This window comes from Deinococcus pimensis DSM 21231 (assembly GCF_000519345.1).
Taxonomy (GTDB): domain Bacteria; phylum Deinococcota; class Deinococci; order Deinococcales; family Deinococcaceae; genus Deinococcus_A; species Deinococcus_A pimensis.
Genome location: NZ_KI912671.1, coordinates 370,205 through 384,401, shown reverse-complemented (window position 1 = coordinate 384,401; position 14,197 = coordinate 370,205). Strand labels below are relative to the sequence as shown.

At 71.2% G+C, this 14,197-nt stretch carries 9 protein-coding genes; 3 read left to right on the top strand and 6 right to left on the bottom strand.

Annotated elements, in window-relative coordinates; translation table 11 throughout:
- Window positions 1–1,392, bottom strand: a complete 1,392-nt coding sequence (locus DEIPI_RS33510) for a GH1 family beta-glucosidase (RefSeq protein ID WP_045234842.1) — start codon at window positions 1,390–1,392, stop codon at window positions 1–3.
- 197 nt (window positions 1,393–1,589) lie between these two features.
- Here DEIPI_RS33510 and DEIPI_RS33505 point away from each other — a divergent pair, with 197 nt between their 5' ends.
- From DEIPI_RS33505 to DEIPI_RS33500, 3 genes are read left to right on the top strand one after another with little or no spacing between them, the layout of a single operon-like run.
- The gene (locus tag DEIPI_RS33505; protein ID WP_045234841.1) at window positions 1,590–3,269 is read left to right on the top strand and encodes a hypothetical protein; all 1,680 of its coding nucleotides are present in this window, start codon (window positions 1,590–1,592) and stop codon (window positions 3,267–3,269) included.
- Window positions 3,270–3,277: 8 nt separating this feature from the next.
- Window positions 3,278–4,516, top strand: coding sequence for a TolB-like translocation protein (locus tag DEIPI_RS0121585; RefSeq protein ID WP_027483140.1), 1,239 nt, complete (start codon window positions 3,278–3,280; stop codon window positions 4,514–4,516).
- A gap of 38 nt (window positions 4,517–4,554) precedes the next feature.
- Window positions 4,555–5,523: a glycoside hydrolase family 43 protein gene (locus DEIPI_RS33500; RefSeq protein ID WP_045234840.1), complete on the top strand. Its 969-nt coding sequence runs from the start codon at window positions 4,555–4,557 to the stop codon at window positions 5,521–5,523.
- Window positions 5,524–5,639: 116 nt separating this feature from the next.
- On the opposite strand, the gene DEIPI_RS35975 is transcribed toward DEIPI_RS33500, so the two are convergent.
- The 5 genes from DEIPI_RS35975 to DEIPI_RS33480 all read right to left on the bottom strand — a co-directional run bounded on the left by DEIPI_RS35975 (window position 5,640) and on the right by DEIPI_RS33480 (window position 13,986).
- A complete protein-coding gene (locus DEIPI_RS35975) occupies window positions 5,640–7,196 on the bottom strand; it encodes a sensor histidine kinase (protein ID WP_052351910.1) in 1,557 nt (518 codons plus the stop codon).
- Window positions 7,197–7,384: 188 nt separating this feature from the next.
- Window positions 7,385–8,932 (bottom strand): L-arabinose isomerase, encoded by a 1,548-nt coding sequence (araA, locus tag DEIPI_RS0121570; protein WP_045234839.1) that lies wholly within the window; start codon window positions 8,930–8,932, stop codon window positions 7,385–7,387.
- Window positions 8,929–9,678: an L-ribulose-5-phosphate 4-epimerase gene (locus tag DEIPI_RS33490; RefSeq protein ID WP_084474734.1), complete on the bottom strand. Its 750-nt coding sequence runs from the start codon at window positions 9,676–9,678 to the stop codon at window positions 8,929–8,931. The genes araA and DEIPI_RS33490 overlap by 4 nt, the downstream gene beginning before the upstream one ends.
- Window positions 9,656–11,347 (bottom strand): ribulokinase, encoded by a 1,692-nt coding sequence (araB, locus tag DEIPI_RS33485; protein ID WP_045234838.1) that lies wholly within the window; start codon window positions 11,345–11,347, stop codon window positions 9,656–9,658. Before araB ends, DEIPI_RS33490 begins: the two co-directional genes overlap by 23 nt.
- Window positions 11,344–13,986: an alpha-L-rhamnosidase gene (locus tag DEIPI_RS33480; RefSeq protein WP_045234837.1), complete on the bottom strand. Its 2,643-nt coding sequence runs from the start codon at window positions 13,984–13,986 to the stop codon at window positions 11,344–11,346. Before DEIPI_RS33480 ends, araB begins: the two co-directional genes overlap by 4 nt.
- Window positions 13,987–14,197: the final 211 nt, after the last annotated feature.

The following is a 14,197-nucleotide window of genomic DNA, read 5'->3' as shown; positions in this document are numbered from 1 at the left end:
TCAGCGGACGGCGGTCTCGGTGTTCGCGGCGGGCCAGGGCTGGTGGAGTTGCGCGCCGTTCGAGCGGATGACGTCGCGGTACCACGCGGCGCTCGCCTTGGGGGTGCGCTTCTGGGTGGTGAAGTCGACGTGGACGAGGCCGAAGCGTTGCTTGTAGCCTTCCTGCCACTCGAAGTTGTCCATCCACGACCAGTGGAAGTACCCGAGGACATCGACGCCGTCCCGAACGGCGCGTTCGAGTTCGAGGAGGTAGCGGCGGAGGAAGTCGACGCGGCCGAAGTCGCGGACGTGACCGTCGAGGTCGACCCAGTCGCTGAGGCTGACGCCGTTCTCGGTGATCACGACGGGCAGTCCGTACTGCTCGTGGTAGAAGCGCGGTCCCCAGTACAGCGCGTCGGGCGTGACGGGCCAGCCGTACATGGTGCGGCCCAGTCCGGGCGGGTAGGGGACGCGGGTGGCGCTGCCGTCCTCGGCGCGGGTGACGGGGCCGCCGTTGTAGACGTTGGCGCCGAGGAAGTCGAGGGGCTGGTGGATGACCTCGAGGTCGCCGGCGCGGACGGGCGGGGCGGCGTCGAAGGCGGCCTCGAGGCCTTCGGGGTAGTGGCCGCGCAGGACGGGGTCGAGCCACATGGGGTTGTTCCAGGTGTCGCCCTTGGGGAGGCTGAACATCATCTCGCGCGCGGCGTCGACGTCCTCGGGCGCGCTGGTGGCGGGTGTGGCGACGACGCCGACGGGCGCGTACCCGACGGTGGGCGCGCTTCTGGCGTGCGCGCGGATGACCTGGACGGCCTTGCCGTGCGCCATGAGGGCGTGGTGGCCGACGCGCAGGACGGCTTCCCAGCCGAGCTGGTCGCCGGGCGCGTGGACGCCGGTGCGGTGGCCGAGGCCGACGAAGCACTGCGGTTCGTTGAGGGTGAACCAGTGCCGTACGCGGTCGGAGAGGCGGTCGACGATGACGCGGGTGTAGTCGGCGAACCAGTCGCTGCTGTCGCGGTTGAGCCAGCCGCCCTGGTAGTACAGCGCGAGCGGGAAGTCCCAGTGGAACAGCGTCACCCACGGTTCGATCCCGGCGTGGAGGAGGTCGTCGACGAGGCGGTCGTAGAAGGCGAGGCCGCGGTCGTTGACGCGGCCTCGGCCGTCGGGAAGGACGCGCGGCCACGACAGGCTCAGGCGGTACGCGCCGATCGCGTGCTCGCGCATGAGGGCGACGTCCTCGCTCGCGCGCCTCGCGTGGTCGCAGGCGACGAGGCCGCTGGTGTGGTCCCAGACGGTGCCGGCGCGGCGGGTGTGGAGGTCCCAGACGCTGTCGCCGCCGCCGTCCTGGGTGGGGGAGCCTTCGATCTGGTAGGAGGCGGTGGCGACGCCCCAGCGGAAGTGCTTCGGAAAGGTCATTGAGTTCTCCAGACGCGGTGAAACGAAGGTGGTTTAACGTTAATCCACTCGTACCATTCCGGCACTATCAACGTCAAGAGCGGACAGTTGACAGCCGCGCGCGCCGACGCGTAGGGTGGCTTAACGATAAACCGAACAGGTGGACCGGTCGCCCAACCGCCCGAATTTCCGCCCAGCCGCACCCCCCCGAGGCCACCATGTCCACACGAACACCATTCGAGCTCCGCGTCGCCCTGCTCGGCTGCCCCGCCCACCCGCTCGGCCAGTGGACCGAGCGCAACCTCAACCGGCTCCGCGACCTCGGCTTCAATGCCGCGCAGCTCAACATCGCCTGGGGCTACCGCCCCGCCGACGAACCCCTCAACCTCGAGGACGTCGTCCGACTCCCCGACCACCTCGAACCCACCCTCGGCCAACCCCTCGCCCTCCGCTCCGACCCCGCCCCCGACGCGTTTGACCGACGCCGCGCCGACCTGCGAGGCCGCGCCCACCTCGCCAGGAACGCCGGCCTGCGGACCATCTTCCACTTCGGCGCGCCCTACAACGGCTTCGAAGGCTTCGTCGACCGGCCCCTGCCCAACTGCCTCCTCGACGGCCGCACCCCCGAACGGTACGTCCGGCTGCTCGAGGTCTTCGCGCGCGACTTCCCCGACGTGGACGACCTGCTGCTCTACACCTTCGACCAGGACGCGTGGATCTGCGACGAGTACGGCACCTGCCAACGCTGCCGCGGCCTGCCGCTGCACGAGCGCGTCGTGCCCTTCGTCAACCTCCTCGCGCGCACCTGGCGCCGCCTCACCCCCCACGGCCGCCTCTGGTGGGAACCGTGGGAGCTCAGCGCCGGCCAGGCCCTGCGCGCCGTCGAGGACCTCGACGCGGACACCGCCGGACTCGCGCTGCACTCCAACGTCGCGGAGGTGATGATCGCGCTACCCGTCGACCGCTTCGTCAAGAACGCCGCCGCGCTCGCCCACGAGCGCGGCCTGCCCGTCATCCTCGAAGGCTTCCTCGGCGCGCCCAGCGAGGAACTCGAACCGTTCCGCAGCGTCCCCTCCCCCCTCGCGACCCTCCGTCAGCTGCGCGCCTTCCACGCGACCCACGGCGTCACCAGCGTCAAGGAGTACTTCGGGCTGCTTCCCGACCAGGACGACGTCAACCTCGACGCCACCGGCCTCTTCCTCCACGACCCCCACGTCAGCGACGACGACGCCCTCACCCGCCTCGCCGACACGCGCGGCCCACGCGAACTCGCCGACTACTGGCGCCTCACGTCCCGCGCCGTCGAGCTCTTCCCCTGGGACGCCTCGTGGTACATCCGCGAGGTCGGCCGCGCCGACCCCGCCCACGGGCTCGACGCCGCCTTCATCCGCGGGCAGCAGGTCCACACCCCCGCGTGGGAGTCCACCCGCCGCGCCACGTTCATGCAGACCAGCGACGAGCAACCCGACCCCTGGCTGCTCGAGGACGTCGCGCTCCGCCTCGACCTCACCGAGCGCACCCTCGCGCGGGCCCTCACGCTCGGTCGTACCCTCGCGCCCAAAGTCCACCCGCACGCCCGCGACGCCTTCGACCGCGGCCTCGACGAACTCCACGCCTGGCGCCTCCGCTGCCGCGCCTACGCCCACCACCTCCACGAGACCAACCTCACCCACGCCCTGCGCCTCACCCGCGACCGCGGCGAACCGCTCAGCGCGGACCTCCTCGCGCGGCTCAAGGCCACCCTCGAGGCGGACCTCCACGACCAGGACGACCACCCCGAACTCAGGCGCGCGCTCGACCTGCTCACCCGCGACCCGCACGGCTTCCTCGACACCTACTTCCGCGTGCGGCCCGACAACCCCCGCGACAAGGGCCCCTTCACCGTCACCACCCGCTGAGGCCACCCGTGCGACCAGGCGACGTCATCAACGAAAGCGTCCTCACCACCGACGAGGTCACCGGCCGCGACATGCGGCGCCTCACCACCACCGGCACGTACAACGAGACCCCCACCTACCACCTCAACACCGCCTTCACCCCCGACGGCCGCTTCCTGCTGCTCGCCACCGCCCGCGAAGGGCACTCCGCCCTGCTGCGCGCCGACGTCACCACCGGCGACCTCACCGTCCTCGCCGTCACCGACGGCGTCGGCATCCCCCCCTTCAGCGACACCATGACCTTCGGTCCGCACACCACGGGCTCCCTCGGCGGGGGGTACACCGGCACCTTCAGCGCCCTCACCCCCGACGGCCAGTGGGCCCTCGCCAGCGTCGGCCGGCAACTTCACGCCGTGCACCTCCACACCCTGGAAACGCGCGTCCTGATCGAGGACCTCGGCCGCGCTCACCGCCTCCACACTCCCGCCGGCACCCGGGGCGGCCGCGTCGTCGCCGCGCTGTCACCCGCGCACCCGGACCTCGCCGCCGGCGCCACACGCGCCGCGAGACCCTACATGGACGCCCTCACCGAGACGCACGGCGGCATGCCCAGCACCTTCATCGAGGTGGACCTCCACACCGGCGCGCGGCGCGACGTGCACCACGACCCCGTCGCCGGCTGCAACCACGTGCAGCCCAGCCCCACCGACGACGACCTGTGGCTGATCGACCGCGACCTCCCCCCTCGCTACTGGGGCGGCGGGGACGGCGGGCGCACCAGCCGCTGCTGGCTGCTGCGCCCCTCCACCGGCGTCCTCACCGAGATCCGCCCGCGCGACGCGCAACGCTTCGTGGTGCACACCAACTGGAGTCACGACGGCACCCTCGTGTACTACCACGGTCTGCGCGGCGACGGCGTCTCGCACTACGTCGGCGCGGCCCGCGCGGACACCGCCGAAGTCGTCTGGGAACGCGTCTTCCCCCGCTACCACTACGGTCACGTCAGCAGCCACCCCACCCGCAACGCCATCGTCACCGACGGGCTCGTCACGGCAGACCTCGTCACGTTCCTCGACTTCGAGCACTCCGGCCCATCCGGCGCGCCCCACGTGGAGGTCCTCGCGCGGCACGCGACCCGCTGGGACGCCCTCGCCGGACAGTTCCCGCACCCGCACCCCCACGTCTCCCCGGACGGACGCTGGCTCAGCTACAACCGCGGTCAATCTCACGGCCGCTCCGACGTGTACCTCACCTGCCTCCACGACTGACCAGAACCCCACGGACGCCACGTCCACGCAGGAGACCCATGCTTCAGAACGGCGCTCCCTGGCTCGACACCCAAGGCCGTCCCATCCAGGCGCACGGCGGCGCCCTGCTCCGTCACGACGACGTCACCTACTGGTACGGCGAGAACAAGGACGGCGACACCTACCAGGGCTTCCTGCACCGCGTCGACGTCATCGGCGTCTCCTGCTACGCCTCCACCGACCTGCTCGCCTGGCGACCCGAAGGCGTCGTCCTGCCCGCCCGGCCGGACGACCCCACGCACGACCTGCACCCCTCGAACGTCGCCGAGCGGCCCAAGGTGCTCCGCAACCCACACACGGGCAAATTCGTGATGTGGCTGCACGTCGACCACGCCGACTACACCCTCGCGCGCGTCGGCGTCGCCGTCGCCGACACCCCGCGCGGTCCCTTCCGCTACCAGGGCAGCTTCCGACCCGCCCACATGGACAGCCGCGACTTCACCGTCTTCCAGGACGACGACGGCCAGGCGTACCTGTACTTCTCCTCCGACTGGAACGCCACCCTGCGCGTCGTTCCCCTCGACGACGACTACACCGGCGTCCGCAGCGCGCCCACCGACGTCTTCACCCGAGCGCACCGCGAGGCGCCCGCCGTGTTCAGGCACGGCGACCGGTACTTCATGCTCACCTCCGGCTGCACCGGCTGGGACCCCAACCCCGCCGAGTACGCCGTCGCGCCCCACCCGCTGGGCCCGTGGAGCGTGATCGGCAACCCCTGCCAGGGACCAGGGGCGGACCTCACCTTCGGCGCGCAACCCACCTTCGCGCTGCCCCTGGACGACGGGAGCGTCCTCGTGATGCTCGACCGCTGGCGCAAGGAGGACCTGCGCGACTCACGGTACGTCTGGCTGCGCGGCCACGTCCACGGCGAGCAGCTCACCCTGCGCTGGCAGGACGCGTGGACGGGCACGCACGCGCAGGCCGCGCACGTGGTCACGCCGTCCCCCTCGTCGCGCCGCTCCGAGTAACCCACCCCGGGTCACGCACGTCGAAAGCGAAGGCGCGTCCGTCCACCGTCCCGGCACGCGGCGCGGCGCCGTCCAGCTCACGATCGTCCGCGCCCCCTGAGTCGAGCGCCGGCAGGTCACCCGGTCGCGTCCTCACCCGGCACGGTGAAGTGGAAGGTGCTGCCCTCCTGCGCCGTGCTGTCCACCCACACGCGACCCCCGTGTTCCTCCACGATGCGCCGCACCAACGCTAGACCCAGCCCCGTCCCCTCGTACTCGTCACGGGCATGCAACCGCTCGAACATCCCGAACACCCGCTCGCGGTACGCCTCCGGAATGCCGAGCCCGTTGTCGGACACGCTGAATCGCACCATGTCGCCCTTCCGCTCAGCCTGGACGTTCACCTGAGGCGCCTGCCCGATCGGCTGGAACTTCACGGCGTTCGCGATCAGGTTGAGCAGCACCTGACGCAACTGCGTCTCGTTCACCGTCACCACCGGAAGCGGCCCCGCCGTCACGCGCGCTCCACGCTCGCGCAGGGTGCTGTCGAGGTCGTGCAGCACCTCGTCCAGCACCCGACGCGCGTCCACCCGCTCACGTGAACGCTCCCGCCCGACCTTGCTGTAGGCCAGGAGCTCCTCCACGAGGCGGTGCATCCGCTCCGCCGCCTGCACCGTGACGGTGATGTACCGGCGGCCGCCGTCGTCGAGTCGGTCCGCGTACCGCCGCTCCAACAGCTGCAAAAAGCTCACGATGGTCCGGATGGGCGCCTTGAGGTCGTGCGACGCGACGTGCGCGAACTCCGCCAGTTCACGGTTGGACCGCTCGAGCTGCGCGGTCCGCTCGCGCACCCGGACCTCCAGGGTGGCGTTGAGCCGTTCCAGTTCCGCCTGCGCCGTCCGCCGCTCGGTCACGTCAAGCTGTACGCCGTTCCACACGTCACGCCCACCCGACAGCTCACGTCGTTGCGACGCCAGGAACATCCAGCGCACCTCACCGTCCAGACGTCTGAACGGCACTTCCACCTCGAAGGGCGTGCGCGTCCGCACGGCGCGTTCCTCCGCTTCCAACACGATCGGCACGTACTCGGGCAGGATCAGGTCGTACAGCCGCGCGGGATCCGCGAGGGCCTCTTGGGGCGTGACGCCCAGCAGGCGTTCCACGTTGCTGCTGACGTACAGGAAGCGGGTGCGGCCACCGGGAAGACGCTCGGCCTGGTACGTGACGGCGCGGGGAAGGTTGTCCGTCAGGGCGCGCAGCTGCGCTTCACGGTCCTCCAGGGTGTCGCGCGCCGCCGCGAGACGCCGCAGGGTCGCCTGCCGGTTCGAGCCGAACCAGCTCACGGCGAGACCAGTGAGGATGAACGCGGCCACCCCGCCGAACTGCTGCACGGACAGGTGAAGATTGAAGGCGAGGACGGGTTCGGTGATGAGGTAGTTCACGCCGGCGACGCTGAGCAGGGTGGCGACGAGACCCGCGCGGAACCCGCCGAGAAAGGCAGTGAGGGTGACGGCCATCAGCGAGAAGACGTAGGCGGCGCTGTCGTCCATCACCGGGGTGAGGGCGAACCGCAGGAGAAGCGCCACGACCGAGGTGACGACCGCCAGCGCGTACGGGAACCAGGACGCTCGGGTCACGAAGCGCGAGGCGCGGACGCAAAGGTCGGGCGCGTCGGAAGAGGAAGGGCGCGGCATGAGGGTGAACGCAGTGTAGAGGGAACCCCGACGGTTCCTCCTCACAAGCGCGCTGCACCGTCGACTCGGCGGGCACGCGGCGCTTGGGAGCAGGGCGTGCGGGCACCCCGCGTCGCGTCACCACCGCGGGCGGCGCACCTTCCCTTCGCGTGGGAGTCGAGCGGGGCGGTCGTCCACTTGACCGGACGTCAGGCGCGCAGACCCTGAGCGAGCGCGTAGTACAGGTCCGCGTGCCGCATCTCCTGCCTCAACGACCTTAACTTCGTCTCGCCGTCGATCACGACGAGCTCCACGTTCGCGATCGACGCGAAGTCCTCCAGCATCTCCGTGGTGACGGCGTCACTGTACGCCGTGTGATGCGCGCCGCCCGCGAGGATCCACGCGGCGCTCGCCGTCCTGAAGTCCGGCCGGGGCTCCCACACCGCCCGCGCGACCGGCAGCCGCGGCGTGTCCGGATGCTCCACGCCCATGACCTCGTTCACGATCAGGCGGAAGCGGCTACCGAGGTCCACCAGCGACGCGTTCACCGCCCGCCCGGGCCGCGCGTCGAACACCAGCCGCGCCGGGTCCCCCTTCCCGCCGATCCCGAGAGGATGCACCTCCAGTCGAGGTCGGGACCGCGCGACGCTCGGGTCGACCTCCAGCATGTGCGCGCCCAGCACCCGGTGCGCGCCCGGCGTGAGGTCGTACGTGTAGTCCTCCATGAACGACGTGCCGCCCACGAGGCCCTCGCCCATCACCTTCACCGCCCGCACGAGCGCCGCGGTCTTCCAGTCTCCCTCCGCGCCAAAGCCGTACCCCTCGTGCATGAGGCGCTGCACCGCGAGGCCCGGCAACTGGCTCAGGCCGTGCAGGTCCTCGAAGGTCGTCGTGAAGCCCTTGAAGCCGCCCTCCTCCAGAAAGGCGCGCAAGCCCAGCTCCTGCCGCGCGGCGTCCACGAGCACCGCACGGCGCGCGCCGCCCGAGCTCAGGTCCGCCGCGACGTCGTACAGCGAGGCGTACTCGGCCAGCAGCTGATCCACGTCCGCGTCGCGTACCGCGCGGACGCGCTCCACGAGGTCACCGACGCCGTAGCCGCTCACCGAGAAGCCGAACCGCAGTTCCGCCGCGACCTTGTCGCCTTCCGTCACGGCGACCTCACGCATGTTGTCCCCGAAGCGCGCGAAACGCGCGCCCTGAAGGTCATGCCACGCCCGCGCCGCGCGCGTCCACGCGCCGAGCCGCGCGTGCACCTCCGGGTCGCTCCAGTGGCCCGCGATCACCTTGCGCTCCAGCCGCATGCGGGTGTGCAGAAAGCCCGCCTCGCGGTCACCGTGCGCGGCCTGGTGCAAGTTCATGAAGTCCATGTCGATGGTGTCCCACGGCAACTCGCGGCCGTACTGGGTGTGCAGGTGACAGAAGGGCTTTCGCAGCGCGCTCAGACCGGTCGCCCACATCTTCGCGGGGGAGAAGGTGTGCATCCACAGCACGAGCCCGGCGCAGGCGGGGTCGGCGTTCGCGTCCTGCATCACGCGCCGCACCTCGTCGGGCGTGGTGACGAGCGCGCGGAACACCAGCGGCACCGCGAGCGCGCCGGAATCGTGCAGGGCCCGCGCGACCTCGCGGGCGTTGTGCTCCACCTGGCGCAGCGGACCCTCGCCGTACAGGTGCTGCGAGCCGCACACGAACCACACCTCGGAAGGCGCGAGGTGGACGAGACCCCGGTGGGTGGGCAGGCTGTTGATGAGGGTGGTCATGCTGTTCCTTTCGTGCCGGGCAGGACCGGCAGGGACGTCGAAGTGGATTCGGAGGTGGGGCGCTCCGCAGGTCGTTCGGTCGCCGGTTGAGCCGAAAGGGGCCGCTGGCCGTACACGCCTTGGTAACGGGCGTGAAGCGCGTCGACGTCAGCGGGGGAGATGGGGACGGGCCGCCCGAGCTGCGCCGCGAGGAACACCGTTCTGGCCACGTCCTCGCACATCACCGCCGCCTTGAGCGCCGCGCGCGGCGTCGCGCCGATCGTGAACACCCCGTGGTTCTGGAGGATCACGGCGGGGCTGCGGTGCCCGCGCAGGACCCGCACGACCTCGCGGCCGATGTCCTCCCCGCCGATCAGGGCGAACTCCCCGCAGGGGATGGGCCCGCCGAACTCGTCGGCCATGGCGGTCAGCACGCACGGGATCTCGCGGGCGTTCGCGGCCCACGCGGTCGCGTAGGGACTGTGCGTGTGCACGATGCCGCCCACGTCGGGCAGTTCACGGTAGATGTACGCGTGCGTGGCGGTGTCCGAGGAGGGACTCAGCGTGCCCGTCAGGACCTTCCCGTCGAGGTCGCAGTGCACCATGCCGTCCGGGGTGAGGTCCTCGAAGGTCACGCCGCTCGGCTTGATCAGCAAGCCGCCATCCACGCGGGCGCTGATGTTCCCGCTCGTCCACGTCACGAGCTGATTCTTCGGGAGCTCGGCGTGCAGGGCGCACAAGGCCTCACGAAGTGCTGACAGGTTCACGGCCCACCTCCTTCTGGTGTCGGGCGGTGCGCCTGAGGCGTCTCATGACGTCGAGCCCACCGCGGCCGAACAGGTCGTGCAGCCGCGTGTACTCCTCGTAGAGTTCGTCGTAGACGAGGGCAGCTTCCGCGTCCGGTCGAATGACCTCGTCCCGCACGCCGCCCATGACGCACGCCGCCTCCTCCACGTTCCGGTACACGCCCGCGGCGACGGCCGCGTGGATGGCGCTGCCCAGCGCGGGGCCCAGCGCGCTGCGGATCAGGGTCAGCGGGCGATTCGTGACGTCGGCGTAGACGCGCAGCAGCAGGTCGTTGCGGGTCAGACCCCCGGCGATGACGAGCTCCCGCACCTTCACGCCGGACGTCTCGAACGCGTCGATGATCGTTCGCGTGCCGAACGCGGTCGCCTCGATCAGCGCGCGGTAGATGTCGGCGGGCCGCGTGGCGAGCGTCAGGCCGACGATCAGGCCGCTGAGGTCGGCGTCCACGAGGACGCTGCGGTTCCCGCTCAGCCAGTCAAGCGCGAGCAGGCCGTGCTCACCGGGCCGTTGCCGCGAGGCCTCGCGGGAGAGGTGCTCGTGCAGGGTGAGGCCCGCCGCGCGCGCCGCCTCGTGCTCGGAGGGAGGAACGCCGTGCCCCACGAACCACGCGAAGATGTCCCCCACGCCGCTCTGCCCGGCCTCGTAGCCGTACTTCCCGCTCAGGATGCCGCCGTCGACGACGCCGCACATGCCGGGCACGTCGCGCAGGTCGTCACCGATCATGACGTGACAGGTGCTGGTGCCCATCACGGCCACCATCCTTCCGCTCTGCGTGACGCCCGCGGCGGGCGCGGTGACGTGCGCGTCGACGTTCGCGACCGCCACGGCCGTGCCGGGCAGAAGGCCCGTCCACGCGGCAGCTTCCGCGGTGAGGCGTCCGGCGAGCCCGCCGAGCGGGCTGAGGTCCCGCTTCATCTTGTCGTCCACGAGGTCCGCGAAGTCCGGGTGGAGCGCGCCGAGGAAGTCACGAGACGGGAACGTACCGTCCTGGTGGATCGCCTTGTATCCGGCGGTGCAGGCGTTGCGGGTCTCGACGCCCGTGAGTTGCCACACGACCCAGTCGGCCGCTTCGATCAGACGGTCCGCCTGGCGATACACGTCGGGCGCCTCCTCGAGGATCTGGAGGCTCTTGGCGAGGAACCACTCGCTGCTCTGCTTGCCGCCGTACCGCGCGACCCAAGGTTCGCCTCGCACGCGGGCGAGGTCGTTGATGCGGTCCGCCTGGCCCTGCGCGGCGTGATGCTTCCACAGCTTGACCCACGCGTGCGGTTCACGCTGGTACTGCGGGAGGAGGCACAGGGGCGTGCCGTCCAGGGTGGTGGGCAGCATCGTGCAGGCGGTGAAGTCGATGCCGATGCCGACCACCTGCTCAGGTCGCACGCCGCTCTCGGCGAGCGCGTGGGGCACGGCGTCCTGAAGGACGTGCAGGTAGTCCAGCGGGTGCTGGAGGGCCCAGTCGGACGCGAGGCGCTCGCCGGTGGGCAGGGCGTGGTCGAGCACGCCGTGCGGGTAGGGCGTGACGGCGCTCGCGACTTCGAAGCCGTCGCGGGTGCGGACGATCAGGGCGCGTCCGGACTCGGTGCCGAAGTCCACGCCGATGGTGTAGGTGTCTTGCGGACTGGAATTCACGGGGCCTCCTGTGTGCTTCGCGCGCTTCGTGGTGAGGCGCGGCGCGCGACGAGCGTGTGACGTCCGGAGCCGACGCTCGCGCCGTCCGAGCGGAAGGCTTCGGGCCAGCGGACCTCGGCCTGCACGTTGGGCGGCAAGGTCACGTGCACGTGGAGCGCGTCGTCCTCGACGCGCCACGAGGCGGTGATCCTGCCGCGTGACGTGTCGTGTTCCGCCCGGGCCCAGCGAAATTCACCCGGTTGGGGCGCGATGACGACCCGGTCGAAGGCGACGGCGCCTTCGGCGGGGGCGAGACCGGCGACACTTTCGTACAGCCACTGCCCGACGCTGCCGAGCGAGTAGTGGTTGAAGGAGTTCATGCCGGGATCGCTGAAGCCGCCGTGCCGGGTGTAGCCGTCCCAGCGTTCCCAGATGGTCGTCGCGCCCTGCCGGATCGAGTACAGCCATGATGGGAAGGTGTCCTGCACGAGCAGGCGGTGCGCGACGTCGGCGTGACCGTACCGGGTCAGGACGGGCAGCAGGTGCGCCACGCCGAGGAAGCCGGTCGTGAGGTGGTCGCCTCGCGCGCGGACGAGGTCGACGAGCCGAGCGGCGGCGTCCGCGCGGAGGTGCTCGGGCAGCAGGTCGAACGCGAGGGCGAGCACCTGACCGGTCTGGGTGCGGCCGGAGATCCAGCCGTGCGGTTCGACGAAGTGCGTGAGGAACGCCTCACGAATCCGCTCGTGCAGCGCCGCGTACCGCTCGGCGTCGTCCGCGCGGCCCAGCGCGGTCGCCATGCGGCGCATCAACGCCGCACCGTACGCCCAGTAGGCCGTCGCGAGGACCTCCTTGGGGGTGCGGCTGCCGAACGCGTTGCGTGGGTCGTCGCCGTCCTGGGCGAGCCAGTCTCCGTAGTCGTTGTTGCGGCGGTTCCGCCGCACGTGATCCGGATTGGCGGTCTCCAGGAGGGTCATCCAGCGCTGCATGGCCGCCCAGTGCCGACGGACGAGCCCGAGGTCACCGTAGCGGCCGTACAGCACCCACGGGAGGATCACGCCGGCGTCCCCCCAGCCGGGCGCGCCGTCCTGCTCGGACACGAGGCGAGGCGCGACGTCGGGGAAGCCGCCCGCGGGGCTCTGCGCGTCCTCGACGTCCTGCATCCACTTGGTGAAGAACGCGGCGACGTCGGCGTTGTACGTCGCGGTCGGCGCGAACACCTGCGCGTCGCCGAGCCAGCCGAGGCGTTCGTCACGCTGGGGGCAGTCGGTGGGGACGCTGAGGAAGTTGCCGCGCTGTCCCCACTCGATGTTCCGCTGCAACTGGTTGACGTCGGCGCTGGCGCACTCGAACGTCCCGGCGCGCGGGGTATCGCTGCCGACGACAACGCCGACGAGGTCGAGCAGCGTCGCGTCCCCGGTGACCTCGACGAAACGGAAGCCGTGGAAGGTGAAGCGCGGCTCGAACACCTCACCGTCCGGGTCCCCCCGGCAGAGGTACGTGTCCGTCGCGCGGGCCGAGCGGAGCGCCGCCGTGTACAGCGTCCCGTCGTCGTCGAGCATCTCCGCGAAGCGCAGGATCACGGCCTGACCGGCCTCACCGTGGACGCGCGCGCGCGTCCAGCCCACCATGTTCTGCCCGAGGTCGAGGACGCGCACGCCAGGCGCGGGCCGCGTCTCGGCGACAACGTCGAGGGTCATGAGCGCGCGGACAGGAGGTCCGGCGTCCGCGACGAGCGGCGCGTGCCAGCGTGTCGTCACGACCGGCGCCCAGCCGGGCGCGTGCGTCGGCTCACCCCCGGACGCGGACCAGCCGGGGCGTTCGAGGCGCGCGTCGATCGTCTCGCCGTGCAGGAAGTCGGACGCCCGAAGTTCGGCCGTGGTCGCTTCCCACAGGTGGTCCGTGCCGACCGTGAGCAGCTCGCCCGTGGCGAGCTCGACCTCGAGTTGCGCGAGCAGGCGGGGGCGCGGCCCGTAGTGGCGTCGTGTACGGCGGTACCCGACGTGACCGCAGAACCAGCCGTCCCCGAGGACCGCGCCGATCACGTTGAGGCCCTCGTGGAGATGCGCGGTGACGTCGTACGTCTGGTACGGGACGCGGGTGTGGTAGTCCGTCCAGCCGGGCGTGAGCAGCCGGTCGCCGACGCGCCGGCCGTTGAGGTGCGCCTCGTACAGGCCGAGCGCGCTGACGTACAACCGCGCGCGGACGGGCGGGGCGGGAAGGGTGAACGCGCGGCGCACGAGTGGGCAGGGCGCGGGGGTGTCCGATTCGGTCCAGACGTCGTGCTCGATCCACACGGCCTGCCAGTCGGACGCGAGGAGCAGTCCCGTCTCCCAGGAGGCGGTCTCGCTCCATGGGCCCATCGTGTCCTGCTCGTCCCAGGTGATGACCTTCCAGAAGCAGGTTTGTCGGCTGCGCAGGGGTGCGCCCGCGTAGGGAATGAGGAGTTGCTCGCGTGACTCGACGCGGCCGCTGTCCCAGAGGTCGCCGTGGTGGGCGTCGAGCAGGTCGGGTTGGCTGGCGCACAGCACCCGGTAGGCGCGTTGCGAGCGGTCAGTGCCGTCTCCCTGGAGAGCCCAAGTTAGGCGCGGGATGGGCGTACCGATGCCGAGGGGGTCCTCGAGGTGCTCGCAGCGCAGCCGGACGGGCAGGAGGCCGGTCACGCGCGACCCCGGCGAGGGCCGCGCGGGCCGAAGGCACGAGACGGACGAGGTTGCGTCATGGGTCTCCCTTGGAGCGTCGGGCTTGAGGGCGGATGGCCCCGGTCGGCGTGGAGGACGCGGTCGTCGCGCTTGTCTCGTCGAGGGCCGTGGTCGGTGAGGTGTGGGTCGGGAGGCCTTGACGCCGTGAGCGCTTGACGGTCACGCGGACGAC